The organism is Neobacillus sp. Soil_C_43, assembly GCF_057656715.1.
In genome coordinates, this window is the sequence record NZ_JBDGJV010000020.1 from 12,998 (window position 1) to 38,371 (window position 25,374).

Annotated in this window: 26 protein-coding genes; 7 read left to right on the forward strand and 19 right to left on the reverse strand. The window is 36.9% G+C overall.

What is annotated here, in order from left to right; all coding sequences use genetic code 11:
* Window positions 1–7: 7 nt before the first annotated feature.
* The 8 genes from AC3A54_RS21330 to AC3A54_RS21365 all read right to left on the reverse strand — a co-directional run bounded on the left by AC3A54_RS21330 (window position 8) and on the right by AC3A54_RS21365 (window position 6,422).
* Window positions 8–709 (reverse strand): GntR family transcriptional regulator, encoded by a 702-nt coding sequence (locus AC3A54_RS21330; RefSeq protein ID WP_487656118.1) that lies wholly within the window; start codon window positions 707–709, stop codon window positions 8–10.
* A gap of 232 nt (window positions 710–941) precedes the next feature.
* Complete coding sequence (locus AC3A54_RS21335; protein WP_487656119.1) at window positions 942–1,472, reverse strand: chromate transporter; 531 nt, start codon at window positions 1,470–1,472, stop codon at window positions 942–944.
* Window positions 1,469–2,065, reverse strand: coding sequence for a chromate transporter (locus tag AC3A54_RS21340; protein ID WP_335547126.1), 597 nt, complete (start codon window positions 2,063–2,065; stop codon window positions 1,469–1,471). Before AC3A54_RS21340 ends, AC3A54_RS21335 begins: the two co-directional genes overlap by 4 nt.
* Before the next feature lie 103 nt (window positions 2,066–2,168).
* The gene (locus AC3A54_RS21345; protein ID WP_487656120.1) at window positions 2,169–2,648 is read right to left on the reverse strand and encodes a GlcG/HbpS family heme-binding protein; all 480 of its coding nucleotides are present in this window, start codon (window positions 2,646–2,648) and stop codon (window positions 2,169–2,171) included.
* 27 nt (window positions 2,649–2,675) lie between these two features.
* A complete protein-coding gene (locus AC3A54_RS21350; protein ID WP_487656121.1) occupies window positions 2,676–4,157 on the reverse strand; it encodes an aldehyde dehydrogenase family protein in 1,482 nt (493 codons plus the stop codon).
* 138 nt (window positions 4,158–4,295) lie between these two features.
* Window positions 4,296–5,027 (reverse strand): iron-containing redox enzyme family protein, encoded by a 732-nt coding sequence (locus tag AC3A54_RS21355; RefSeq protein WP_335547123.1) that lies wholly within the window; start codon window positions 5,025–5,027, stop codon window positions 4,296–4,298.
* A gap of 230 nt (window positions 5,028–5,257) precedes the next feature.
* The gene (locus AC3A54_RS21360) at window positions 5,258–6,028 is read right to left on the reverse strand and encodes a creatininase family protein (protein ID WP_487656122.1); all 771 of its coding nucleotides are present in this window, start codon (window positions 6,026–6,028) and stop codon (window positions 5,258–5,260) included.
* A gap of 64 nt (window positions 6,029–6,092) precedes the next feature.
* Window positions 6,093–6,422, reverse strand: a complete 330-nt coding sequence (locus AC3A54_RS21365) for a 2Fe-2S iron-sulfur cluster-binding protein (protein WP_335531827.1) — start codon at window positions 6,420–6,422, stop codon at window positions 6,093–6,095.
* Between the two features lie 262 nt (window positions 6,423–6,684).
* On the opposite strand from AC3A54_RS21365, the gene AC3A54_RS21370 reads away from it, so the two are divergent.
* Together AC3A54_RS21370 and AC3A54_RS21375 are read left to right on the forward strand one after the other, a co-directional pair.
* Entirely contained in the window at window positions 6,685–7,029 is a 345-nt protein-coding gene (locus AC3A54_RS21370; protein ID WP_487656123.1) for a hypothetical protein, read from the forward strand.
* A gap of 402 nt (window positions 7,030–7,431) precedes the next feature.
* Entirely contained in the window at window positions 7,432–8,814 is a 1,383-nt protein-coding gene (locus tag AC3A54_RS21375) for a hypothetical protein (RefSeq protein ID WP_487656124.1), read from the forward strand.
* 52 nt (window positions 8,815–8,866) lie between these two features.
* Here the strand turns inward: AC3A54_RS21375 and AC3A54_RS21380 are convergent, their stop codons facing one another.
* Together AC3A54_RS21380 and AC3A54_RS21385 are read right to left on the reverse strand one after the other, a co-directional pair.
* On the reverse strand, window positions 8,867–9,550 hold the full coding sequence (locus AC3A54_RS21380; RefSeq protein ID WP_487656125.1) for an NAD(P)-binding domain-containing protein: 684 nt from the start codon (window positions 9,548–9,550) through the stop codon (window positions 8,867–8,869).
* A 176-nt stretch (window positions 9,551–9,726) separates the two neighbouring features.
* A complete protein-coding gene (locus AC3A54_RS21385) occupies window positions 9,727–11,175 on the reverse strand; it encodes a hypothetical protein (protein ID WP_335549495.1) in 1,449 nt (482 codons plus the stop codon).
* A 619-nt stretch (window positions 11,176–11,794) separates the two neighbouring features.
* Here AC3A54_RS21385 and AC3A54_RS21390 point away from each other — a divergent pair.
* On the forward strand, window positions 11,795–12,601 hold the full coding sequence (locus AC3A54_RS21390; protein WP_487656126.1) for an aspartate dehydrogenase: 807 nt from the start codon (window positions 11,795–11,797) through the stop codon (window positions 12,599–12,601).
* A gap of 43 nt (window positions 12,602–12,644) precedes the next feature.
* Here AC3A54_RS21390 and AC3A54_RS21395 read toward each other — a convergent pair whose 3' ends face one another.
* On the reverse strand, window positions 12,645–13,322 hold the full coding sequence (locus AC3A54_RS21395) for a GntR family transcriptional regulator (RefSeq protein ID WP_487656127.1): 678 nt from the start codon (window positions 13,320–13,322) through the stop codon (window positions 12,645–12,647).
* A 118-nt stretch (window positions 13,323–13,440) separates the two neighbouring features.
* Window positions 13,441–14,037, reverse strand: a complete 597-nt coding sequence (gene yyaC, locus AC3A54_RS21400; RefSeq protein ID WP_487656128.1) for a spore protease YyaC — start codon at window positions 14,035–14,037, stop codon at window positions 13,441–13,443.
* A 376-nt stretch (window positions 14,038–14,413) separates the two neighbouring features.
* On the opposite strand from yyaC, the gene AC3A54_RS21405 reads away from it, so the two are divergent.
* Both AC3A54_RS21405 and AC3A54_RS21410 read left to right on the forward strand, forming a co-directional pair.
* On the forward strand, window positions 14,414–15,004 hold the full coding sequence (locus AC3A54_RS21405) for a guanylate kinase (RefSeq protein WP_487656129.1): 591 nt from the start codon (window positions 14,414–14,416) through the stop codon (window positions 15,002–15,004).
* Window positions 15,005–15,163: 159 nt separating this feature from the next.
* A complete protein-coding gene (locus AC3A54_RS21410) occupies window positions 15,164–15,991 on the forward strand; it encodes an aldo/keto reductase (protein ID WP_487656130.1) in 828 nt (275 codons plus the stop codon).
* Between the two features lie 52 nt (window positions 15,992–16,043).
* Here AC3A54_RS21410 and AC3A54_RS21415 read toward each other — a convergent pair whose 3' ends face one another.
* Window positions 16,044–16,580: a hypothetical protein gene (locus AC3A54_RS21415; protein WP_487656131.1), complete on the reverse strand. Its 537-nt coding sequence runs from the start codon at window positions 16,578–16,580 to the stop codon at window positions 16,044–16,046.
* Window positions 16,581–16,858: 278 nt separating this feature from the next.
* On the opposite strand from AC3A54_RS21415, the gene AC3A54_RS21420 reads away from it, so the two are divergent.
* Window positions 16,859–18,448 carry an acetolactate synthase large subunit gene (locus AC3A54_RS21420; protein WP_487656132.1) on the forward strand — a complete coding sequence of 530 codons (1,590 nt, stop codon included), beginning with the start codon at window positions 16,859–16,861 and terminating at the stop codon, window positions 18,446–18,448.
* 9 nt (window positions 18,449–18,457) lie between these two features.
* On the opposite strand, the gene AC3A54_RS21425 is transcribed toward AC3A54_RS21420, so the two are convergent.
* The 3 genes from AC3A54_RS21425 to AC3A54_RS21435 all read right to left on the reverse strand — a co-directional run bounded on the left by AC3A54_RS21425 (window position 18,458) and on the right by AC3A54_RS21435 (window position 20,353).
* The gene (locus tag AC3A54_RS21425) at window positions 18,458–19,021 is read right to left on the reverse strand and encodes a YybS family protein (protein ID WP_487656133.1); all 564 of its coding nucleotides are present in this window, start codon (window positions 19,019–19,021) and stop codon (window positions 18,458–18,460) included.
* Window positions 19,022–19,128: 107 nt separating this feature from the next.
* Complete coding sequence (locus AC3A54_RS21430; RefSeq protein ID WP_487656134.1) at window positions 19,129–19,668, reverse strand: NADPH-dependent FMN reductase; 540 nt, start codon at window positions 19,666–19,668, stop codon at window positions 19,129–19,131.
* A gap of 91 nt (window positions 19,669–19,759) precedes the next feature.
* Entirely contained in the window at window positions 19,760–20,353 is a 594-nt protein-coding gene (locus tag AC3A54_RS21435; RefSeq protein WP_487656135.1) for a class I SAM-dependent methyltransferase, read from the reverse strand.
* A gap of 166 nt (window positions 20,354–20,519) precedes the next feature.
* Here AC3A54_RS21435 and AC3A54_RS21440 point away from each other — a divergent pair, with 166 nt between their 5' ends.
* Window positions 20,520–21,860 (forward strand): FAD-dependent oxidoreductase, encoded by a 1,341-nt coding sequence (locus AC3A54_RS21440; protein ID WP_487656136.1) that lies wholly within the window; start codon window positions 20,520–20,522, stop codon window positions 21,858–21,860.
* Window positions 21,861–21,915: 55 nt separating this feature from the next.
* On the opposite strand, the gene AC3A54_RS21445 is transcribed toward AC3A54_RS21440, so the two are convergent.
* Genes AC3A54_RS21445 through AC3A54_RS21455 form a run of 3 tightly spaced genes read right to left on the reverse strand, consistent with a single transcriptional unit; the run spans window position 21,916 to window position 25,370 of the window.
* Window positions 21,916–22,392 carry a GNAT family N-acetyltransferase gene (locus AC3A54_RS21445; protein ID WP_487656137.1) on the reverse strand — a complete coding sequence of 159 codons (477 nt, stop codon included), beginning with the start codon at window positions 22,390–22,392 and terminating at the stop codon, window positions 21,916–21,918.
* Between the two features lie 3 nt (window positions 22,393–22,395).
* Window positions 22,396–23,898: a M81 family metallopeptidase gene (locus tag AC3A54_RS21450; protein WP_487656138.1), complete on the reverse strand. Its 1,503-nt coding sequence runs from the start codon at window positions 23,896–23,898 to the stop codon at window positions 22,396–22,398.
* 23 nt (window positions 23,899–23,921) lie between these two features.
* A complete protein-coding gene (locus AC3A54_RS21455; RefSeq protein ID WP_487656139.1) occupies window positions 23,922–25,370 on the reverse strand; it encodes an aldehyde dehydrogenase family protein in 1,449 nt (482 codons plus the stop codon).
* Window positions 25,371–25,374 lie beyond the last annotated feature (4 nt).

The window sequence follows — 25,374 nt, forward strand, 5'->3', positions numbered from 1 at the left end:
AATTATTTTAGGTGCTTTTCACTTTATCTCTTCTATTCATTTTCACTTTAATATTTTTTATATAGTTGATATATGCTTTTTTAGAGTTTTCAATATGGATTCTCATTAAATACTCTGCTAATTCCGCTTCTTTATCCCTTAAAGCTTTCATGATATCAATATGCTCTCTTAATGATTCTTTCCTTCTACCTGGAGTCTCATAGCCCATATTAGCTGCCATGTGTATATAATCGATAAGGCCAGATAAAATTTCGAATAATTTTGGACTTTTAGATGCTTTATTTATCAACCGGTTCATCTGAATATGTTCAAGATTAAAATCCTCTTCCGATTGCTTTTCTAATGCTAACAGTTCTTGAATCTTTTGTTCTAGTTCTAATTGAGTTTCTTGATCCATTCGTTGTGCTGCCAACTTTACGGCCAAAACCTCTAACGAAGCAAGGATTGTAAAAACCTCAATTACTTCACTTTCAGAAATATTCGAAACGACGACCCCTTTCCTGGGAACCGTTTTAACAAAGCCTTGAGACTCAAGCCGGAATAATGCTTCCCTTATAGGCGTTCGACTTATGTTTAATTTCCCTGCAAGTTCTCTTTCAATTAAACGGTCACCTGCCTTCAATTCGCCTTCCAAAATCATTTCCTTTAGAAACAAATAGGCATGTTCACGAATCGATAAAAGATTATTTTCCTCCCATCTTATGTCCATCTATTCCACCTGCTTATTTTTATAGTTTTAGCTCTGTTAAACTTGCCTATTGATTTCCGCTCCAGGCACAAGCGGTTCGTGGGTGTTTCGGCGAGCCTCCTCGGCGCTTGCGCCTGCGGGGTCTCCCCTGAACCATACTCCCACAGGAGTCTTCGTGCCTTCCACTCCAATCAATAGGGTGTAAAAATTAAAACTGTTCTTTAACACAGCCATAGTTTAAAAAAATGCTAGCTTACGAGAGAAATACTCCGCCATATATTAATGCACATAGAATTAATAAGGAGGGATGAATTTTGAATCTCATTAAAGCAAAATAACTGACCCCAGCCAAAAGGGTTAAATGGAATATCCCACTATTTTCAAATGCTGTTAAAAAGAACTGATAAGCCATTATGGCAAGTAAGATGGCAATAATAGGCTGTACTGCTCTTGTTATTAAGGTTACCTTTGGAGAGCCTTTAAATAGATTTACAAATTTAAATAATAAGATGACAGCAAGAGCAGATGGTAGTATGGTAGCAATTAGCGCAATAATGGCTCCCAAAAATCCTCCTAACTGAAAACCAATATACCCCCCCATCTTAGTCGCAATTGGACCGGGCAAGGCATTCGCTATTGCTAAAACATCGCCAAATTCAGATAAGGTCATCCAATGGTAATGATTGACCACTTCATTTTGAATTAGAGGAATGGTCGCAGGCCCTCCTCCGTACCCCAGTAAATTAGCAATGAAAAAAGACCAAAAGATGTGCCAATAAATCATGAGCTTTTTTCCTTTCTCTGAATAAGTACCTCAGTGGTGCCTGTAGCAGCTTTTTCTTTACGATCTGCAATCAAGTAGGCAACGATTAGAAAAATAGCTATTAAGATTCCCGGATGTAAACCAAGGAACTGCACAAAGACTAGAGATACCACTGAAAGAGTAACCATTTTTTGTAACCCTATCCCTTTACGACCATTTTGGAAAAATCGATACGCCATCTCGACTAACATAAAGCCAATAACAGGGGTAACTCCTTGGACCATTCCGCTGACAATGGGCGATTCCTTGTAAGAATATAGAACACCTAATAAAGCGATCATTGCAATAATCGAAGGAAGAATGTGAGTTAGGATGGCGACTACTGCCCCAATAGATCCTTTAACTTTATATCCGATATACGCCGCCATTTTGGTAGCGATTGGGCCTGGCATGGTATTGGCTAAGGCTAAAATCTCAACAAACTCTTCTTCTGTCATCCATTTATATTTTTTGACTGCCTCAAACTCAATCAACGGTATGGTCGAGGGGCCGCCCCCATAACCGGTTACACCAGTGCGGGCAAATCCAATTGCTAACTCCAGATAGGCTTTCAGTTAACTCTCCCCCTTTTTATACCTTTTCATTATTAATTTGAGAGTAGTAGTTTGAAGACCCCATTCAGCCTATACCTCTCCCCTGAATGAGGTCCTTTTACTATTATTTTTTTATATCCGCCGTGGTAATAACCTCATGACCTGTACTAGCTACATAGCTTTGTAAAGCTTGTAATGCCGCTGTTCCTACGGCCGTATCTTGCTCACCGTTTCCACCACTTACACCAATTCCACCTACTACTTCTCCATTTACTACAATAGGAAAACCACCTACAAAAATAGCGAATTTTCCAGGGAGCATCATTTGGATTCCAAATGCTTCATTTCCTGGTAGGGCAGGGCCATTAGGTTCTTTGTTAAATAAATGGGTGGAGCGTTTATGTCCAGCAGCAGTGTAGGCTTTAGCAATCGCAATCTCTGGTCCTGTAATACGTGCTCCATTCATTCGTTCAAGAGCAAGTAGATTTCCCCCATCATCACAAATGGCAATTGTTTCGAGGACATCAATTTCTTCCGACCTCTTTTTAGCAGCCTCAATCATTAATTTAGCTTCTTCTAATTCTAGTTTTAGTACTGATTTCATGTAGAATCTCCTCACATTAAGAATTTTTTAATAGCCCATATACACAGTTTTTAATTGAGTAAAGAATTCTAACCCAACTCTTCCTGACTCTCGGAAAGTGGACGTGCTTGATTTTTTTAGACCTCCAAAAGGTGCATTCATTAAATTACCAGTTGTAGTGCGATTCACCTTTACGGTCCCTGCTTGTATATCCTTTGTAAATTGGTTGGCAATCCTTAGATTATTCGTCACGATTGAGGCAGACAAGCCGTACTCGACATCATTTGCAATGGCGATAGCTTCTTCATATGTATCTACTTCTATCACAGCCACAACCGGACCAAAGATCTCTTCCTTCGCAATTCGGGAATTGGGGTTAACATTTGTAAAAATTGCTGGCTTAACATAGAATCCCATTTGGTATTCACCAGAAGTTAAATGGTCACCACCGTATTCCAATGTCGCACCATCTTGTTTTCCATATTCCACATATTTCAAGACGTTTTTCAATTGCTTTTCATTCGCAAGCGGTCCAATTTTAACACCAGGCTCAAAACCATGTCCTATTTTAAGGGCACTAGTTTTTTCCACAAGTTTTTGAACAAATTCGTCTTTAACATCTCTTAAAACAATGACCCTGCTCGTTCCTGTACATGCTTGCCCCGTTAAGGAAAACCCTCCATTAACAACCAACGTAGCTGCTAGATTGAGGTCGGCATCATCCATAACAATTAACGGATTTTTCCCTCCAAGCTCCATTTGTGTACGCGTCGTAAATCCTGCCTTTTTATGAATATCTTCCCCTGCAGCAGTTGATCCTGTAAAAGTCACTGCCCGAACAGAAGGATGCGTCACCAACAAATCACCCACGTCAGATGCTTTCCCGGTTACAAAATTAATAACACCTTTAGGAATTCCAGCCTTATCCAATGCTTCGACTAAACGTAAGGCTATCAGTGGAGTATCAGAAGAAGGTTTAAAAACAACCGTATTTCCTGTGATTAATGCAGGAGCAATTTTTCTAGCAGGAATAGAAAGTGGAAAGTTCCAAGGAGTAATTACACTCACCACCCCAAGCGGTTCTCTTTCGGTTGAAACTTTCATATTTGAGTCATCATTTGGAAAGGTCTCCCCTGTAAAGCTTTGACCTTCTACTGCATAATACCGAAGAGTTTGCGCAGAACGTAACACTTCATTCTTGGCATCATCAACGTGCTTACCTTCTTCTCTAGTTAACTCTTCAGCAAGGGCTTGAACATTTTGTTCTAAAATACTTGCCGCTTGATTTAAGATGGACGCCCGTTTTGATGGTGCAGTTTGAGACCAGCTAGGAAAGGCCGTATGGGCAGATTCAATTGCTAATTGTACATCCTGTTTGTTTGATGCTTGGAAACTGCCGACAATATCTTCGTTATTGGCTGGGTTCACACTATTAAACGTTTTCTTGCTTACTGATTCTTGCCATTCTCCATTAATATAATTATTGAAGGTTGCTACTTTTGTTGTAAGCACTACGATCACCTTTTTCATGATTGATTTAATCCTGTAAAACATGGATTATTTTATAAAAATGGCCGTCAATTAAACCTCTAAACTACAAGATTATAATGACGGCCTGTCAAAGGGACGGATTCAGAATGATTCATTTAAATCCGTTATATATGATTATTATTTCGCTTCAACTAACGCGCCTAAATCTTGTTCTAAATACTCTCTCCATAGCCCATCCATGTACATACGGCGCATTTTTGCTCCAGTCCGTACAACTTCTAGGCATCGTTGCTGCAATTCAGGAGTATCAGCATGGTCTAGAACAATTTTGTATCCACGCTCACCATGGATCTCGTCAGATACGATGTGTAAGTCGAAGAACTCAATTTCTTCATCAGTAAATCCATATTGTTCGCGTAATGCTGGAGTCTGCTTTCTATAGATATCAGGCACTTGAGATTCTAACCCTACAACTAATGCTGCTGTTGCTACAACGAAATTTTCCCTCGCCGCAACCGCGTAGCACCAGCTTTGTAACCCTAAAGTAGTCGGCGCCATATTGGCCGGGTCGATAATGCGTTCTCTTGTTGTACCACATGCTTCAGCAAAACGAATTAGTAAATCAGTATGGCGATCTGCAGCAATTTCTTCTTCATACATGTTTTGTAATGTAAAGTCTTTTGCCGATTCGAATTTTGGATCGCTTGGAGTATTGTGATAAATATAAGCTAAGTAATCTGCAAACGGTCCTACATAGTGGTAATGATTTTCAGCCCAACTAGCAAAATGTTTTCTTTCAAGTCTTCCCTCGGCCCAAGCTACTGTGAATGGAGCCTTTTGGCTATGATTTCCTTTAATAGCTTCTTCTAATTCCTTGCGAAATTCATCTTTTGATAATAATTGTGTCAACTGAAACTCCTCCTCTTTTTTTATGTAGGTACCAATGTTTTTCTTGGTATTTGATATTTTGTATACCAAATTAGTTAAAAAATAAAAAGATTGTTGTTTTATTCACTGTCCAACAGCCTTTTACTCTATGAAACTATCCATTTGGTATACCTTGAATTAATACTATCAAGAAGTTGTTTATTTGTAAATATAATTTTTAGAATTTTTTAAAGATTATTTATTTTCACGTTTTAATTTTGCACATCTACTTTAATATTGATTAATTTATAAAGTTCTAGAGTAAGTTGATCTAATGACTCTTCGACAATCTGCCGCCCTATCTCCCAGCTTGCTTTGGTTCCATCACCAATACAACCATTTTTGGTCATTTCTTCGTAGTAATAAAACCCTTGAATTGCTTTACCAGGTCTAAGCTGTTTCCATCTTCCTTCTACCTGAATATCACCTTTCCCTAATTGTTCAGGACGGACGAGCTCGGGTGCTAAATAGAGTGCTTCTGAAACTTCTCGTTCGCAGCTATGGCCAAATAATGTGGATTTCACATGCTCTTTAATTGCCTCTTTTGCAGAAGCTGTCGTTTTGGCATAATAAACTTCAACATTCAATTCTTCCGTTATTATCATTGAAGCAACATTAAGCGTCGATTGGTTTCCGCCGTGAGAATTTAATAATAAAAACTTTTTCACACCATGATGCTTTAAGGATGAAATGACATCCTTTAAAATGGCTATTAACGTCGTTGGCTGCAACGATATGGTCCCTGGAAAATTCAAATGATGTGGTGAAACACCCATATTAATTGTAGGAGTAACTAGCGCATAGGGAAACATTCTTTCACCTAGTTTCTTCGCCATTCTTTCTGCTAAGACTGCATCACAGCTTTCTACCATATGTGGTCCATGCTGTTCATGTGCCCCAATTGGAATAATAGCAAACTTCACAGTCTGTAAAGCTTCTTCTACTTCTTTCCATGTCATGGCTGTAAGATCATAACTATTCAACACTCATTCACCTACCGGTAATCATTGTATTTTGTATACCATCTTCCTTTTAAAAAAAAGCGCATTATGCTTGATATGCTGATTTTTTCTTTGGAGCCTGGATTGTAATATTTTCTTGAGAGATTTCAATATCTTGTTGAATTGTTAATTGGCATGTAAGACGGTATCCCTCATTTACTTTTTCACCTAGCATTTTTTCTTCTTTCCAATTTGGTGGTGCTAATGAGTCTGCGCCGTTTATAACAATACACGTACATTTAGTACATCGTCCCATACCACAACCATACTTTAATTTAGGCAATTGGCGTGTCCCTGCTAGCACTACTAAATTGGCATTATCTTTTACTTCTTGTTCAATTGTTGTCCCATCTACATGAAGAATAACTTTTGGCATAAAACTTCCCCTTTCTATTTATTCTAAAAAATTTGAACCTTTCCTGAAGTATACAATCTTTTTGTGGAAGAAGCAAACTGGATTTTGTAATTTCAATAATTATTTAAATATTTCGAATATATCTTGAACATTTAATCTACTTGAGATAAAATGTTAACAAGTACTTTGGTATACAATGTTCCACTTAGGGGTGATAGAGCACTTTAATAATTTTTTTATTCATTATACTTAATTACAAATGGTTTAATACTTACTTAAAGGGGTGTTTTATTTGGGAAAATATATTGTACTAACGAATAAGGATACGTTTCAAACAATTCTCGAGAATGATGGTTTAGAGCCTGTTGAAACCTATCACTTCTACTTCTTTGATAAGTTAAAGGCGAAATACACAATTGCAAAAGTACTTGATGAAAATATGAAAATTCAACTATTTGAAATCTATGAAGGAAAAGAATACGTAAATCATATAGCTGTGAAGTTTTTTGAACGATTTGATACAATTGAAGCCGCTCGAGAGGAATTAAGCGAGATCGTTAAAGCATCTGGTAACAGTGATGACTCTGTAAATTCTAAGCTAGTAAAATCAGATGAGGTAGCCGTTTAAGAAATAATTAGCCATAAGAGATCTTCTTTATATACAAAATCCGGAGAGAAAAGCGGTGTCTCTCCGTTTTTTTATATTTTGGTTTTGTGTCTAATAAATGAAAAAACCGCCACATAAAGTGGCGGTTTGTAATCGAAGATTTTAGAACTTTAATGTTTTTTTAAGTGATGCTAATTTCTTTTCAGCTTTCTCCGCCGCTTTTTTAGATCCAAATAGAAAGTTAAACATGTTATATCCCCCTATATAAATAGTTATTTGATACTGTAATTGTATTATGTGATTAAAAATAAAACAACATTTTGTATACCAAATACCAAAATTAATTTAAAAATATGGATAAAACGTGACAATATCCAAAAAAAAATACGTTTGGTATACAACTTTAAAGGTAAGGGTGTAAATATGCTTAGATTTATGCTGTTTTCGGTTATTTTATTGTATTTATTCGATGTTCTTTTGCCTATGTTCCATATTAGCCCCATAATATCCTGTTTAAGTCTTGTTATAGTCCTATGGACATTATTTCAAGCGAAACGATTTGTCCAACTATTGGGAAGCACATTTTTGATCCTCGGTTCTGTATTATTGTGGTCGAGCGGAGCCTCTTGGCAGCACTATATCCTATCCTTCGGTCCAATGCTGGACTTGCTAACTATGTTTACATTGATTCCAATTTTAGGAATACCGATTAAATTAGGAGGTTACAGCGGAGGTATTCAAACGATTATTCAAAAGAAAGTGAAAACCTCTGGACAACTCTATATGATTACATCGGGTATATCCTATTTTTTTAGTATCTTTATGAATCTTGCCACCTTACCAATGACTTACTACTCTATAAGGCCTGCATTAGATATCATTCCAGTAAAAAATAAAGAACGCTTCATGAGCAGAGCCATTACGCGAGGATTCGCCATGCCTTTACTGTGGGCCCCTGTTACCCCCATTGTCGGCATTGTCATTACAATGACGGACGTAAGCTGGGTATCAATTTTGCCTTATGTTGTTCCCTTAAGTATCTTTGGCATGGGGATTGACTGGTATATTGGTTCTCGTAAAGCAAAAATTATGACCCCTAATCAAGAAAACACTGCCATACATGAGACTGCTGCTACGATAGATTCTAGTCAGTCCCCTCGTTCTGGTAGAGTCTTTCAAATTTTTCTAGCTATTATTATTTTCAATGTTGTTATTTCATTAGTAGAAACAAAGTTTCCTTATCCGTTTTTAATTCTAATATCCTTAATGGTCATCCCTTTTTCGCTTACTTGGTCTCTATTTTTAAAAAAAGGGAAAGAGTTCGGTTCACACTTAATTACGCATTTTCAATCCTTTTCTGTAAGTATGAAAGACCAATTCTTCATTTATCTATCAGCAGGTTTTTTTATTTCAACTATCAACGTTTCTCATACCAATGTCTGGTTGGACGCGCTAGTCAATCATTTTATTAGTTTTGCTGGTGTGGAAATCTTTTTACTTTTACTGCCCTTAATCCCTCTGGCTTTTGCTTTTCTAGGACTTCATCCTGCTGTTTCTCTTGCATTAATGCTTGAGGGCTTAAATCCAAAGGTCATAGGGATATCTCCTCATATATTAACAGTAGCTATGTTGGCAGGAGCTGTTTCCTCCTTTCTTGTGGGGCCATATAACGCCACGTTAGGTCTTATGTCAAACATTGTAAAGGAGAGCTCCTACAAAGTGTCCAATTGGAATTTATCCTTCGCTGGGCTTTATATTGCATGCGTAATGTTGTATTTATTTGTCTTACAATTGTTCTTAGGTTGAATGTGAACATTAAAAGAGGTGTCAATCTAATGACACCTCTTTACAATGACCTTCACTTTTCTTCATGAATTTGTTTCACAATTTCCTTCGCAAAATGTCCAAGACTCCCCTCACTATACGAACGGATAACCTCAGGAGCAAGGGATGTTAAAGCTCTTTTTAGATATTCCGGTGATAAACCTCTTTTTGTAAATTCATTCTCTAAATGAATCGCCGTTTTTAATGAAAAATAAGTAGCTAATTTATTGACTTCCTTCAAACAATTTTCACTGTCTATTATTATCTTTCCAATAAACTGATAGAATTCCTCTATGATTGGTGGTAAAACTGTTTCTGAAATAAATAGGCCATTTCCATGTTCCAATAAATCTTTTGCATGTCCCATATATTTTATTCCATGAACCTTTAAGAAAGGAAACTCGGTGATGATTTTATTCGTAGGAAGGTTCGTTGCCATATTAATGAGAAATGGCGAATGCTTCATATTACTTTGGAGTTTAAGCCTTGAGATAAATGGGATTACCTCCATCGCTGGAAGTGCCAGGATTAACACATCTACTTCCGATAAATCTTCTTCCTTTAAGAGATAGCTGGATTGATAATTCTGAACACATTGTTCTGCTTTCGTTCGATTAGGGTGGTATAGACCTATTGATTGCCTTTGTTGATCCCAGTGAGTTAGCATTGCCGTGCCCAATTTACCAAGGCCAATTAAGCCTACTTTAATTGGTTTCATCCCCTCAACACCTCGTTTTCATTTTACAGTCTCCCTTAACTTAACAATCTCTAATTTCCTATAAAAATAGGGGCATCTCAAAAGTTAGGTCCTTTCTAACTTTTGGGAAACCCCTTAATTTTGAATAACCATTAACATTTATACTTAAATATTTTCAGGTTAGAACAAATAACTTTTTACCAAATGATAACTGCCAAAATAGTTGCTAAAATAAGTCCAGTTATTACTGGTAGGAAGTTTTTTCTGGCCAACTCTAATGGTGATACTTGTAGGAAACCTGCTACGGCCACAAGAGATGACCAGGCAATTAGTGTTCCCCCTCCGCTCCAAACCGCACCCATCTGACCAATTGCTGCCAGAACCGAAGGATCAATGTGACTTCCAGGCCCAATCGCTCCTGACAAAGCACCTGTTAAAGGAAGCCCCGCAAATCCAGAACCATCTAACCCTGTAATTATTCCAACTATTAAAATACTAAATGCTGCAAACAATGGACTATGCGGAATATAGTTTTGTCCTGCTTGGATTAAATCAAATAGAAATGCTGGTTTGGCCGCGTCTTCACCTAAGGAAAGAATTGACGCAGAGAAATCTCCACTACCCATAAAGAAGTAACCTGCAATTGGAATTACAGGTGCCATTGCACGAAATGCAAAAACAAATCCTTCTGTAATATGTTCGCTAATTTTATCGAGTGCATGTATTCTGTTAAAAGCAATAGTGGCCAAAACTAAAAGTATAGTTGCAACTCCACCGATAAAAGCTGCACCGTCTCCACCCTCAAATCCAGCACCATTACCAATTTTGGTTTGGAACATAAAAATCATAACAGCTAACATAGCCAAAGGCACAATAATAGCAAATATTTTACCCCAAGTTTCTTTTCTTTGATTAATTTCAGCACTTTCTTCAACTGTAGCTGCAAGCTCTTCGTTTACTTCAAAATACGCTTTTTCATCTTTATTAATACTACTCTTAGAGCCAACCTTTTTTGTAATAGCTTTCCTATGAGTCGCATACACAATCGCAAGAGAACTTAACCCAGTAATGAGAGAAAGAATGAATGCCTTATCCGATACAGCGGATTTATCAATTCCCGCCGCTTTTGCACTTAGCATAGGAGCTACTTGCATAATATAATCTGATGAAAGTGCCATTCCTTGACCCGCAATGACAATAACCATTGCAGATGTCATAACTGGCAATCCTGCACTTACTGCTGCAGGAACTAACAAAGCACAAATTAGTGGTACAGCTGGAGTTGGCCAGAAAAAGAGTGAAATAACATAGGTCGTGACCATTAATACAAGATATGAAACATGGCCGTTAATCATTATTTTTTGTATTGGTACGACCATCCTTTTATCTGCGCCTAAATCCTTTAAAGAATTAAGGAGACCAATCATAATGGAAATAATCAGGAAAATACTGAATAACTCCTTTGCTGCAACAAGGTTAGCGTTAAAGACAGCCTGAAACCCTGCAATTAAACTCCCTTTATACACTGCGGCAACTAAAAAAGTTCCAATAATAAGAGGTAAAACAACACCTTTTCTAAATAGCATAATAACAATTACTGCTGCAGTGACAACTAAATAAACCCAATGAGCCATTGTTAATTCCATAGTTCCCCTCCGTTATCTTAAAAAATTTAAAACAATACGAAAGTCTTCCTTAAATTTCTTGGAAAGGAGCGCAGGAGAGGAGTTTAGTTAAAAATTGTTCTTTACTCATGGTGTATTTCCTCTACTTCAAAAATCCTTTTGGTCACCTTAGAGCTAAACAAGTGTTATTTTTAATAGTAGAATTTTCGCTAAAAATATTATTTTGTATTTTGTAGATTGTATACCATGGTTATAAAAAGAAAAACATAATACCCTTCTTATCCAATAAACATAGAAACATTTAATCTGCAATTCCTACCTTCCTTAAGTATTCATACTACAAATAACGAGATCTTGTTCTTGTAGAATGATCCTCCAGGTATTTTTGAGCTTCACCCCTTCCTTTTTCACTATGTAGACCTTGTTAACTATAAGGTTGAAATTAATATATCATTATTCTGAATATTTTGCAAAACAATTTTGAAAATTTAGAAGTTTATATATATTCATAATTTAAGCCTTGATTTCAAAACTTGTTTTAGATAGAATAAAGAAAATTATTGGTATACGGTATACAAAAATATCTACATAGTTAAAAAGATTTATAGTTTGTTAAAATTTAGACAAGAGGAGAATAAATATGCTTAGAGCTGGTATTATAGGTTTCGGAACACTTGGTAGGAGTATTAGCGAATTAATTGCGTCCGGACAGGCTGGAAATGTAAAACTTCAAGCTATTTTAGTTAGAACCCCACTAAACCCGACTGATACTCCCCCCGTACATTGTACGGTTACAACGGAGGAAGAAGTTTTTTTTAATCAAAATTTAGATATCATTATTGAAGCAGCTGGACATCATGCCCTCCAGCTCTACGGTGAAAAATCCCTTACATCAGGGAGTAACCTAGTTATTCTTTCCGTCGGTGCACTTGCAAATATTGACTTCTATGAGTCATTGATGAAAACAGCCACTATCCAAAACAAACAACTGTTTATCCCCTCTGCAGCTATTGCTGGCTTAGATCGAATAGCTGCTGGCATTTTAGGTGAGATTGATGAAATAAAACTTATTACGAGGAAACCACCAAAAAGTTGGTATGGAACAATTGCAGAGGAAAAAGTAAATCTTGAAACTATCCAAGAGCCGTATTGCATTTTCGATGGCAATGCTAGACACGCCGCTAAATTATTCCCGGAAAATGTAAATGTCTCAGCTGCATTAAGTCTTGCTGGTATAGGATTTGAGGATACTAAGGTTCAAGTGTATGTAGACCCGACGATCAATAAAAACACACATACAATCATAGCAAAAGGCTATTTTGGTCAGGTGGAGATTTCAGTGCAAAACAATCCTTATACACAAAACCCAAAATCTAGCCCCATTGTATCAATGAGTGTAGCAAAGGTTTTAAAAAATCTAACCTCTTCACTTGTCATAGGAGTATAAATACAAAAAAGTGAAACTCCATCCGTTGATGAAGTTTCACTTTTTATTTGTTTTTCTTTCCTAAATTTACGGCTTCAATATAGGCTTTGCGTGAATTTTCGATATGAATTTTAGTCAAATATTCAGCCATCTCCACTTCTTGATTTACGATGGCTTCCATAATTTTCAAATGTTCTTCCATAGACTTCTTTGGGCGGCCTGGATTTTTATATCCCGTTTTTGCAAATGCCCTAATATAATCAGATAATCCACTCAGCATTTCATATAGCTTGTTATTTTTAGCAGAACTGTATAGGAGATGATTCAATTCACCATGTAGCGAAGAGAAATCAGAATCATTATCATCCTTTAAACAGGCTTCAATCTTCTGACTGTATTCAATAAATTTACTTTTCGTTTCATCATCTAACTTTTGAGCGGCTAATTTTGCTGCCAATACTTCAAGAGACGAAAGAATTGTAAATACTTCGATAATTTCCTTCTCAGAAATATCTGCAACGATTACACCTTTCCTAGGAACTGTTTTGACAAACCCTTGTGATTCTAATCTAAATAGCGCTTCACGAATAGGTGTTCTACTTATATTCAATCGTTCAGCCAGTTCACGCTCCACTAAACGATCTCCTGTTTTAAATTCACCTTCTAAGATCAAGTCTTTTATGTGTATATAGACTCTTTCACGCAAAGATATTAGGTCTTCCTCTACCCAATTATTCCCCACTTTTTCTCCTTCTTTCTAGGTATACATTGTACCAATTATATCTTAATCTATTTGTAAACATCAACTTCTATGGATGGATTTTCCACGATAAAATTCCTTGCATTTCTTCTAAGTTTACTTAATTAGGGCCCCTAGAGTCATCAAAAACAGCATCCGTAATCATCCTTGCCATCATTTCAGCTAGTCTCATAACGACAAACAATCTTGTATTATTAAGTGATTGAGTGGGTGATAGCGGGTCTAGGTAATTAACAATTGCTTTCAAATGATAATCCCCAACATTAGGTAAAGATTTGTTTAAGGCCATTCCTGGTATAAACGGACCTTCCTTTAGCAAGATGTACCCTATTTGCCTTTCATCACCCAAACAGGCATCAATACCCAAAATAAATGGCTCATGATAAGTTTGAAAAATATCCTTCATTATTTTCTTTATATTTAATGCATGGACTGGTTCTTCTAATGTTCCATAAACAGGATAAGGAATCTTTCTATCTTTTAACATCGTACCCACAAGAGGCCCGAGTGAGTCTCCTGTTGAGCGATCAGAACCCACACACAAAATAATGAATGGATTGGAGGTGTTGGAAAACAATTCTTTCAATTTACTAACCATTTCTTGAAACTCAGTTCCTCCAGTGGTCTGTTTAAGGGAATAATAATATGGCCTTTCATCCCTTTCAAACTTCTTTTTCTTGCCATCAAAAGGCCACATACCCATCCACCTCAGTTCTAGTTGTTTTTTCTCTTCTTTTATGGATACTCCACGTTTTTCACTACACCGGCATTGTATATTCTTTATTTTATGATATGAATGACAAAACCTGCTATATTCGTGTGAATAAAAATCAATTTAAAACACTAGTTCGTTCACAGCTTTGTAACATTTATATCCTTTTAGAGAAATGAACAATACATTTTTTCCAGACCACATCTTCACTAACTGGTCCCAAAAAGCAGAAAAGTCAGATTTTTATATAAGAATCTGTTATACTATTAGTATCCCCAAAAATCAAGTAAGGGAAAATAATTGTTCTTGTTCCCCATTGTTCTTTTTTATGAGATCTATAATTCATTGCAGGAGGTTTGCTATGTACAAGATTAAAGAAAAAGAAAAAATATTTATTTACACTGGACCAGATGGCTCTGGAAGAAAAACTGTCGCCAAAATGGTGGCAACTGCGTTTGATATGGAAACTGTACTCTCCTACACTACTCGTCCTCCCCGTCCATACGAGAAAAATGGTGAAGACTACCATTTTATTAATGAAGAAGAATTCAAAAAAATGCAAGAAAACCATGCGTTTCTAGAAAGTGTAGAAATAGATGGATTCTATTATGGTATTTGTGAGCAGGATATTGTAAAAGCATTCGAGAATCATAATCTTGTTTATTTAACTTTAAATCCTGAAGGTACAGAAAAATTGAAGAAGTTATATGGAGAACGGGTCATGCGTTTCTTCATTTATGCTGATCGAGATACAGTTATTGAAAGACAAAAAGCACGCCAATATCATACTGACGATATCAATCGTCATATGAGCCATTATGATGAAATTATGGCCTATAAATCCAGTTGTGAACATGCCTTTGAAAACTATGACCTACCACAAGTTTCTTTTCAAATTAGTGAGGTCATTGAAGCTTTTCTTGACAGAGGTTTTGAAGTAACCGATTATTAAGAAAATCATCAAATAGGACCCTTGAACAGGATATATGTATCCTATTATTCAAGGTCCTATTTTACATGGATCGATAATCCATAAAACCCATTACATTGATTTTCAACTTTAGTAAGTACTATACTAGTTTTAATTTATTTCAAGGAGGAAACTGATGATATGAAAGGTTTACACGATACAACCACATTACATAATGGAGTTAAAATGCCATGGTTTGGCCTTGGTGTTTATAAAGTGCGCCAAGGAGAAGAAGCACTTCATGCTGTAAAACATGCTATAAACGCTGGCTACAAAAGTATTGATACTGCTTCACTTTATGATAATGAAGAAAGTGTAGGACAAGCCATTAAAGAGGCAGGTATTCCACGGGAAGAGTTGTTTATCACTACAAAAGTGTGGAATTCAGATCAGCGGAATGATACCGTCCTTGAAGCATTTGAAACAAGCTTAAGTAAACTTGGTCTTGATTATGTTGATTTATATCTTGTTCACTGGCCAGTAAAGGGAAAATATAAAGAAACGTGGAAAGTTCTAGAAACATTATATAAAGAGGGTCGAGTGAGAGCAATTGGTGTCAGCAATTTTAATATCCACCATCTTGAAGATTTAATGTCTGTTGCAGAGATCAAACCAATGGTCAATCAGGTGGAATTACATCCCCTATTAGCACAGCCAGAATTACGAGAATTTTGCACGAAGCATGAGATACAAATTGAGGCTTGGGCTCCTCTAGGACAAGGTCGTCTACTTGAACACCCTGTATTACAGGAAATTGCTTCAGCTCACCATAAATCAATCGCGCAAGTTATCTTGCGCTGGGATCTACAAAATAGAATTGTAACCATACCAAAGTCAATCAAAGAAAGCAGAATTATTGAAAATGCTAATATTTTTGATTTTACGTTAAATGAAAGTGACATGGAGAAAATTAATGCACTAAACGAGAACAAGCGATTTGGAGCGGATCCGGATAATTTTGATTTCTAAAATGGTAAAAAAGATGGTCTCGTAGATTTTCTACGAGACCATCTTTTTAATATTACTTCACTACAGTCGCTTTCAAATTAGTTGTTGAGAATGTTTTTGTTGCTCGACTTATAAGAATGTTAGCCGCAAGAAGCCCTAAGATTATTGCTATAACAATTGTAATTATAGAACCACTCATAGTTAATTTTACTGTCATTAAGAACAGTATAGAGATCGTTAACATCGTCATTATAAAAACAGAATTCCATAGCGTACGATCTCTCACTTTTTCCAATAATCCTGCTGACGGGACCAACTCCGTCTCAGCTATGGTACCATTTAAAATTGACTTTAACCTGCGCAAGTTAATTATCGGCCCCATAAATGTCATAATAAGCAACAAAGCTAACGAAATGTCTACCCATGAATTCCCCCATCCCCACGATGTGAATACCAAGTATAGGCCTGGGACTAAAATCAAAATTACGCTGAATGGAAGTAAGCCATCCAGCTTAACCGCTAAGGCAGACCAATTTCGTAATCCTTCCGTTTTTGTAGAATAAAGCATCGAAATCATAGCCAATAAGGTGAAACCAACGGCTACAAACATGAGAATAGCCCCTAAAATATGTATAAATATACAATGTTATAAAACAAAACTCCTATTACCCCTTTTAATTTTTCTTGTTTTAACATATACACAAGGTAAATAGAGGAAAAATATCCTACTATTGTAAAAAAAATTTCAGACAATGCGGATTCATTAAAGTATATCAGGTACCTAACTAATGATTAATAAAGAATTGGCTAAAACTAGGATTATTATGGTTCATATTCATTTTCTGTAACGAAGCCAAACAATGGAAATAACGATCTAAAGGAGGAACTATGAAAGTCACGGACGTACTTGTACATTGCTTAGAAAATGAAGGTGTGGAATATGTATTTGGCATTGTTGGTAAGGAATCGCTTGATTTAACTGATTCGTTATCAAAATCAAAACAAATTAAGTTCATAAATGTGAGGCACGAACAAGGTGCTGCATTTATGGCGGATGTATATGGCAGACTGTCAAAAAAAGTGGGTGTTTGTTTAGCGACATTGGGCCCAGGGGCTACAAATTTATTGACGGGTATTGCTAGCGCGCAGCTTGATCATTCACCTATGGTTGCATTAATTGGCCAAGCTGGAGTGGATCGACATCATAATGAATCACATCAATATTTAGATATAGTAAAAATAGTAGAGCCCACAACCAAATGGAGCACACAAATCAAGGAAGCAGTGTCTGTGCCTGTCGTAATTCGAAAAGCTTTTAGAATCGCACAAATGGAGAAACCAGGTTCGGTAGCCATTACATTACCGGAGAACTTTTCTACTCAAATGATTCAAAATAGTCCCTTACCTGTGACTCCTCTACCTGAAAGTATCCCTTTTTTAGAATCAATCAAATCAGCTATCACTTTTATTCAAAAACATAGAAAACCCTTTTTTATTATCGGAAACGGAGTAATTAGGCAAGATGCAATCTTAGAGCTTCAGACGTTTATCAATACCCTTCAATCGCCAGTTTCTCACAGCTTTATGGCAAAAGGTGTGTTAGATAAAGAGAACCCACTAAATTTTTTTACATTTGGATTTAATGAAAACGATATGGTTTTACGAGGCATTAATGAAGCTGACCTCCTAATTGTTATTGGTTTCGACTTTGTAGAGAAGCTGCCCAAGGATTGGAATCCTAACAAACTTCCTGTTTTACATATCGACAGCCTCCCTGCTGAAATAAATGAATATTATCCTGTAGATTGTGAATTGGTTGGTTGTATACAGGAAACTCTTCAATTCCTGAATCAAATGGAAATTCCTATAAAATCATGGGTACCTTCTGGCAATCTTAAGGAAGAAATAAAAAAAGCTTACCAAATAAGTTATAAACCTGACAATCTTAATAGCGAGCCTCTAACCATTGAAAATGTTCTTCATATCATTGAAAGACATACTTTGGAGAATACGATTGTAATTTCAGATGTCGGGTCTCATAAAGTTTCAATTGCTCGTACCTTTCAACCAAAAATGCCAAATAGATGTATCATTTCAAACGGCCTTGCTTCAATGGGAATCGCACTTCCAGGATCAATAGGAGCCAAACTTGCTTGTCCATCTGACCCCGTAATCTGTATTACTGGCGATGGTGGTGTGCTAATGAATTTTGCAGAAATTGAGACGGCTAAACGCCTTGGTCTCTCCTTTGTCATAATTGTTTTAAATGACTCGATGTTAAAACTTGAGGTGCAACAGATGGACAAAATGTTTGGAAAAAGTTATGGAGTAACCTTCAAGAATCCAGACTTCGTTCAATTAGCAGAAAGCTTTGGAATAAAAGGAAGAAGAGCAAGTAACCTCATTGAATTTGAGACCATACTCAAAGAAGAATTACAGTCTTTGGAGGGAATTGTCTTAATTGATATTGTCATGTGATTTGGAAGGTTACCAGGCTTTAATTTTCTTAAGTCGTTTAAAACAAAATAAGCCAACATCTACCCAAATCCAATTATAAAGAAAGGAAAATAAAATAATTCCACCTGTAATAAAAAATGAAAAAGATTTAGAAACAAGTGGACCTAGAACGGGGAAATGAAAAACATATAATAGGCTATGAATTCCTAACGTTAAGACAATGGCACCAGTTATAATGATGGTCAGTCTCCTCTTGAAAAAATGAAAAGCAGCTCCTACACTAAGTCCTAACAAGCCAGTTGTGAAAGGAAATACCATTAATTCACTTGGTTGAAGGATGAGTAGTAATAGATTTGTTAGAATATAGGACATAACTCCAAGAGGAAATGAAAGCATGGCGCAGAGTATGATGGGAGCTGTGGCAAATGGACTTATAAAATATCCCACTCCAGGTAAAAAACCGCCCGCTGCTTGGAGAACAGCTGCCAAACTAGCGAATAGTGCACCAAAAACAAGCTGTCTTGTTTTTGATTGCTTATGGAAGGTCAATTGGCTAGGTGTAACATCAACAGAAATTAATCTTAAAAAATACATAGGTTCCACCTCACTTTTACTACAATATATTATAGTTTACTATGAGTGGAACCTATGACTGCCCCATCACTATTTATCATTCAAAGTCTTTAGGCATACACTATCCCTTATTCTTTAATAAATTTGACAAATCGTTCAATGACAACATCAAGAAATGAAAGTGTTGCTTCATCTATTAACTTTCCTGTTTTTTCATCAAACTTCGCGGATGCTTGATTAATTAGAATCTCATTGCCAACTGGCGGCAAAAGTGTTACCTGTAAGGCGGTTAGGATTTGACGCAAATGGAGCTGTGCACGTATAGTACCCATTATTCCAGTAGCCGCACCCGCCGTCATCACTGGTTTTCCAATGAGCACTTTATCAACACGAGATAACCAATCTAGTGCATTTTTTAACACACCGGGAATAGACCAATTATATTCAGGGGTAATGATGATCACCCCGTCTGCTTCTTTTACCTTCCTCTTAAAGTCGATTACAGACTCAGGAGGATTGTTTTCAGTATCCTGATCATAATACGGGAGTAAGCCAAGGTCCAATATTTCTAAATCGAATGTTTGGCCGTGCCGCTCCTTAATAGTTGCTGCTAATTGCTTGTTATAAGAGCCCTTCCGCAAGCTTCCTACAATCGCTACTAATTTCATAATTGTTCACACCTTTGTATAGAATCATATTATGTAACATTTCGATTATAGAAAGAAAAAAAAGAATATTCAATAAATGTGCCTAGTCTATCTATTTCTTATTGGACGCCTCTATAGAAATAAATAAATCACTATAATATGTTTCAATACTATTTATTAAGACTCCGTGTTCTTGAAATAACTCCATTGTGTTCCGATTTAAACAACAACCATCACAGACTTTTTTCCATGCCGGGGTTAACCATTCCTGAAGTGCACCTAAAAATTGACTTTTCATTTTTACATGCTCAAATAATAAAATACCCCCTTCAGGTTTGCATACCCGCTGCAGTTCTAAAAGAGCTTTCTCTGGATTAGGAATCGTACAAAAGACAAGCGTTGCTACAACTGTATCAAATGAATTATCTTCAAAAGGCAATTCCTCTGCACTTGCCTGAACCATTTCGATAGGGATGACCGTTTGCTTCATTTTGGATAGCGAACGTTCAATCATGTGCGGACTAGGTTCTATTGCAGTCACCTTTTCTACTCCTTTATATAATGGGAAATTGATTCCAGTACCTGCCCCAATTTCCAGGACATTCCCCTCTGCCTTTGAAATAAGTTCATCTCTTATCCTCTTAAACTTCTTTTTCTCAAGCGGATTCATAAAAAAGTCATACCATTTAGCAAATAAACGACTCAACAGACTCAACTCCAAAAATGTAAATTGTAATTCTATTATACTGTTTTTATATTTAAATGACTGACTTAATGTTTTATTAACTTACTCGAGTTAACAATATATCCCTAGTGTCGATAGTATGCTATCTTTAGTAAGAAGAAAAATAGATATGTGAGGTGTTCATCCTTTGTCTCGAAAGGAAAAAGCAGTAATCATTGGTGGAGGGATTTCCGGAAAATTAGCAGCACGTGTGTTATCTGATTTTTTCCAAGAGGTACTCATCATTGAACGGGATCAAAAACCAGAAGGACCTCTCCCTAGAAAAGGTGTTCCACAAGGGGAACACCTACACGCACTTCTCCATGCGGGTGAATCCGGACTCGAATCCTTATTTCCAGGAATTACTGAAAAATTTTATTCAAGTGGTGCCATAAAAATAAACTCTACAAAAGATCTTGCATGGTTTCATCATGGTGTTTGGAAGCTACGATTTGATGGTGAAAACTCCACTATTCTCCAAACCCGTCCGCATTTAGAATGGCACTTAGAACAATATATTAAGAGAATACCTAATGTAACAGTTCAGTACAACCAATCGGTCCAGAACTTTTTATATAAGGAAAAAGAGAATATCATTGTTGGGGTTGAAGTTGTTGATAGAAGTGGCGATACAGAAAACATACTAGCAGACTTAGTAGTGGATGCTAGTGGGGTGAGCGGTATTACCTCTAAGTGGTTTGAAAAGCTGGGAATACATATACCAGAAACAAAGGCTAAAATAGGCTTAAGTTATATTAGTAAAACCTTTCAATTAGCTAACAATCATGACAGAGACTGGGCAATAAAAATTTTATACCCCAACCCTCCAGTAGAGAAAATTGGTGGTACCATTTCAAAAGTAGAAGGAAACCGTTTCCTCGTCACCATTAATGGCTACCATAATGTAATAGATGAAAAAGAAATCCTAAAAAACAATACCGGCTTTCTAGAACTCGCTAAAAAATTACCAAAACTAGATATTTATGAAGAAATTAAGGATGCTGTCCCATTATCAAGCACCTCCATTTACCGAATACCACAAATTGTCTGGAGACAATATCAACAAGTTAAACATTTTCCAGAAGGACTTTTAGTTATAGGTGATACCATTTGCAGAATTGATCCTGTTTTTGGACAAGGCATGAGTATATCCGTTTTAGAAGCAATTGCCCTGCAACGACTTTTTAAGAAGAGTGACCATTCCATAAAAAAAATTCCAACTACGTTTCATAAACATGCAGCGAAAATCATTTGTCCTATCTGGAATATGGTCATGACTGAAGATTTTCGCTATCCAGAAACAAGGGGGAAAAAACCGCTAGGACTCTTCATCCAACAATGGTACGCAAAAAATATCTTTCTTATTTCGTCACAAAATCAATATGTTTATAACTCGTTATTTAAAGTAATGAACCTTATTCATCCAATGACAACACTCATGCACCCTAAAATACTAAAAACTGTATTGAAACGGACTTTTGTTAAATAGAAAATGCTGCAGCCTGATATCAGACTGCAGCATTTTTAACTTTTCCATATCGAAGCTACAGGACTTTCTCCATATAATATCGATCTTCCCCTACTCCGAACTCAGAGTATCTTGTTTCTTTAATTTCAAATCCTTCTTTTTCATATAACTTTACAGCAGGAAGGTTTTTCACACTAACAGTTAAGCAAACAACAGAAAACCCATCATTTTTCAGAATAGAACTTACTTCCTGCAAAAACATTTTTCCGACTCCCTTGCCTTTATAATCGGATCGAACATAATAGCCAAAGATATAGGCTTTATCGGGATTATTGTAATCTCTCATGCACTCGCAAACGGCCACAGGCCGTTCATCATTCTGCTGTTTATATAATATGAGTTTTCCATAACGGGCTAAGGGAACAAGTGTCTGTTCGTCAACTGCACCTGTTCCTGGAAATGCATCCAATTCGAGATCCATCATCATTTTTTGGTCTTCGGGTGTTAATTTCGCTGGAACATCAATATAAAAATTCTTCTCAATAACTTTCATTACTTATACCTCCATGAGTTCAGTATAATCTATATCTTTAAGAGGCCAGATTTTCTCTGGTATATTTTTATAAGAAAAATGCTTTAAATCATTCGATGCCACGCCTGGCGCATCGACATAGATGACCTTACTAATTAAGGGATCAAATGCTGCCCGGAAGTGATTTTTGACTTTTAACCCTAGAATGGTATAAGAGGTTGGCTCAATACCTATATGGCGAAACATTTCCGGGTCATTGGCTGACATTGGACGGCCGATGAGAAGAATATCCACTTCTCCTGCTGTTATATAAGCTGCAGATTTCACATCCACTCGTAAATGTTGATTAAAAGGACCGCTATTGTAAAAAACTCCAGCTGAAAGAGCCCGAACCTTTGCATTTACATGAACAGGTCTTCCAAACTCAGGAGAAATTTTACCTCCAAGTTCAAGCATGACCAAATTTCCAACTCCAGCCTTCCTACATCTTTCAATCGATTCCGGATCAGTCAATCCGCCAAATAACGTGTGCGGTTGATTCATACTAATAAACTCTTCTAATAAAAGGGTCGTGTCTCCGCTTCCACAGCTTAAAGGGTTATCAGAGATATCAGCCAAAACAATAGGTTTTTCTTCCTTTAATGATAAAGCTTGCTTGATTCCCTCTTTAACTGTCGGGAGTCGTTTTATGAAATCATTACGAAGCGCCCAAAATTGATTGGCTAACATTTTTGCTACTCTATCTGCATTGTTTTGATCCCTTCCAATAACAAGAACACTAGCCCCCACCATTGGAATATCGGAATACGGAAATCCGCCAAATACAGAAGCATTTATAATAGAAGGTTCTCCTTCAAGTTTTAATGCTAGTTCAATCAAGTGATGCATGGGGCCTTCTTCTGTACGCATGTTAATTGAAGGTGGCATCATGGGTAGTTTAATGAAAGAAGCGACATATTTTTTTTGTTCTAATAAAACCTCGATGAGTAAATTAGCTGCATTAACTCCTTGATTATACATATCAATATGGGGATAGGTTTTAAATCCAAAATGATAAGGTGTATGCTCTAACATCCTCGCACTTACATTTGCATGCATATCTAAAGTCGTTGCAATCGGAATATCCTTCCCTATAACTTTTCTTATTTCTCTTAACAGCTTCTCTTCAGGGTCAAAGAGGTCTTCTACGACCATTGCACCATGTAGAGCTATTAACAAACCGTCTAAATTGTAGGCCTTCTCTAATGCAGTCAGCATTTCTTTTTCTATTAGCTGATAGGCTTCATTCGTTACTGGTCCAGCAGGTGTCGCCGCTGCACATAGAAGTGGAACCACTTCAATTTGCTCTTCCTTTGAAAGCACATCCAAAAAACCGCCTACTTCTGTTTTCGTTGCTGTATAGGCTGAAAAGATTTCGTCTCCTTTAAAAAATCCTTCATTATAAAATGCTTCGATATCCGTTTTTAAAGGAGCAAAACTGTGGGATTCATGATAGAAAAAAGCGATTCCAACTCGAAGCTTTTTCATTAGACATCTCCCTTTAATCAATCCTAATAGGTAGTATAAATTGATTTCCACTCTGTCATCACATCAAAAGCATGATGGGATACCTCGCGATGTCCGTTTCCCGATTGTTTCGTTCCACCGAATGCTACACCCAATTCTGCGTTGGAAGTACCATTATTAATGTAAACTAACCCGCTTTCAATTTCTTTTGCTCCACGATTCGCATAGTAAAGGCTATTTGTAAATAACGAAGTAGATAGCCCATAAATGGTATCATTATTTACGTCGATCGCTTCTTCAAAACTATTAACTTCTATAAATGCTAAAACCGGACCGAAAATTTCTTCTTGTGCAACCACAGCCTTATTTTTTACATTACTTAAGATCGTAGGCTCATAGAAGTATCCTCTTTCACTTGCTAATCGTTTTCCGCCGCATTCTATCACAGCTCCCTGTTCAACAGCTAAGGTTACATATTTTTCAACCGTTTCTAGCTGCTGTTTATTGGTTAATGGACCAATGTCAATTCCTGGTTCAAGACCATTTCCTGCTTTTAGTTGTTGAGTTAGAGAAACAACTCGGTTGAGTAATTCATCCTTTACTTCTGATTCAACAATGACACGGCTAGCGGCTGTACATCTTTGCCCCGTTGTTGTAAACGCAGCCTTAACAATCGCTTCCGCAGATAGTTTTAAATCTGCATCTTTTAACACAATAACAGCATTTTTGCCCCCAAGCTCTAAAGCTACTCTTTTTAATGTCTTGGCGGCAGTTTCTGATAGTTTAATCCCCACTTCCGTTGAGCCAGTAAATGAGATGACCTTTACATCTTTATGTTCAGCCAGCTTAGCCCCAACCTTACTTCCTGAACCTGTAATTAAGTTTAATACCCCTTTTGGAAGCCCAATCTCATGGAAAATATCTGTGAAAATTTGGGCTGAAAGGGCAACCTCAGAGGCAGGCTTCCATACAACGGTATTTCCACTAATAAGGGCTGCTAATATTTTATAGCCAGCCAGGGAGACTGGGAAGTTCCAAGGTGTGATACAAGCGACAACACCCACCGGCTCACGAACCATCATAATATGGCGGTTTTCAGCACCCGCACCAACGGTTTCACCGAAAAGTCTTCTTCCCTCTCCCGCCATATATTTACAGGTTTCAATTACGACACCCACTTCACCAAGTGATTCAGCTACTACTTTTCCCATTTCCTTGGTCATCATTTGAGCTAAGAATTCCTTTTTCTCTTCAAAAGCCTTGGCAGCTTTCCAAAGAAATTGTGCCCTCTCTGGCAGTGGAGTGTTCTTCCATTCTTTAAAAGCCAATCGGGCACTTTCTACCGCTTCATCAACTTGTGAAGGTGTAGCTGCCGCACAATAGCCAACTACTTCCTCTGTCGCAGGGTTGATACTATTAAAAAATTCCTGCTCCTCTTGTTGAATCCAAGAACCATTTATATACAATCCTTTTCTTTCAGCTTGTTGGATCATACTT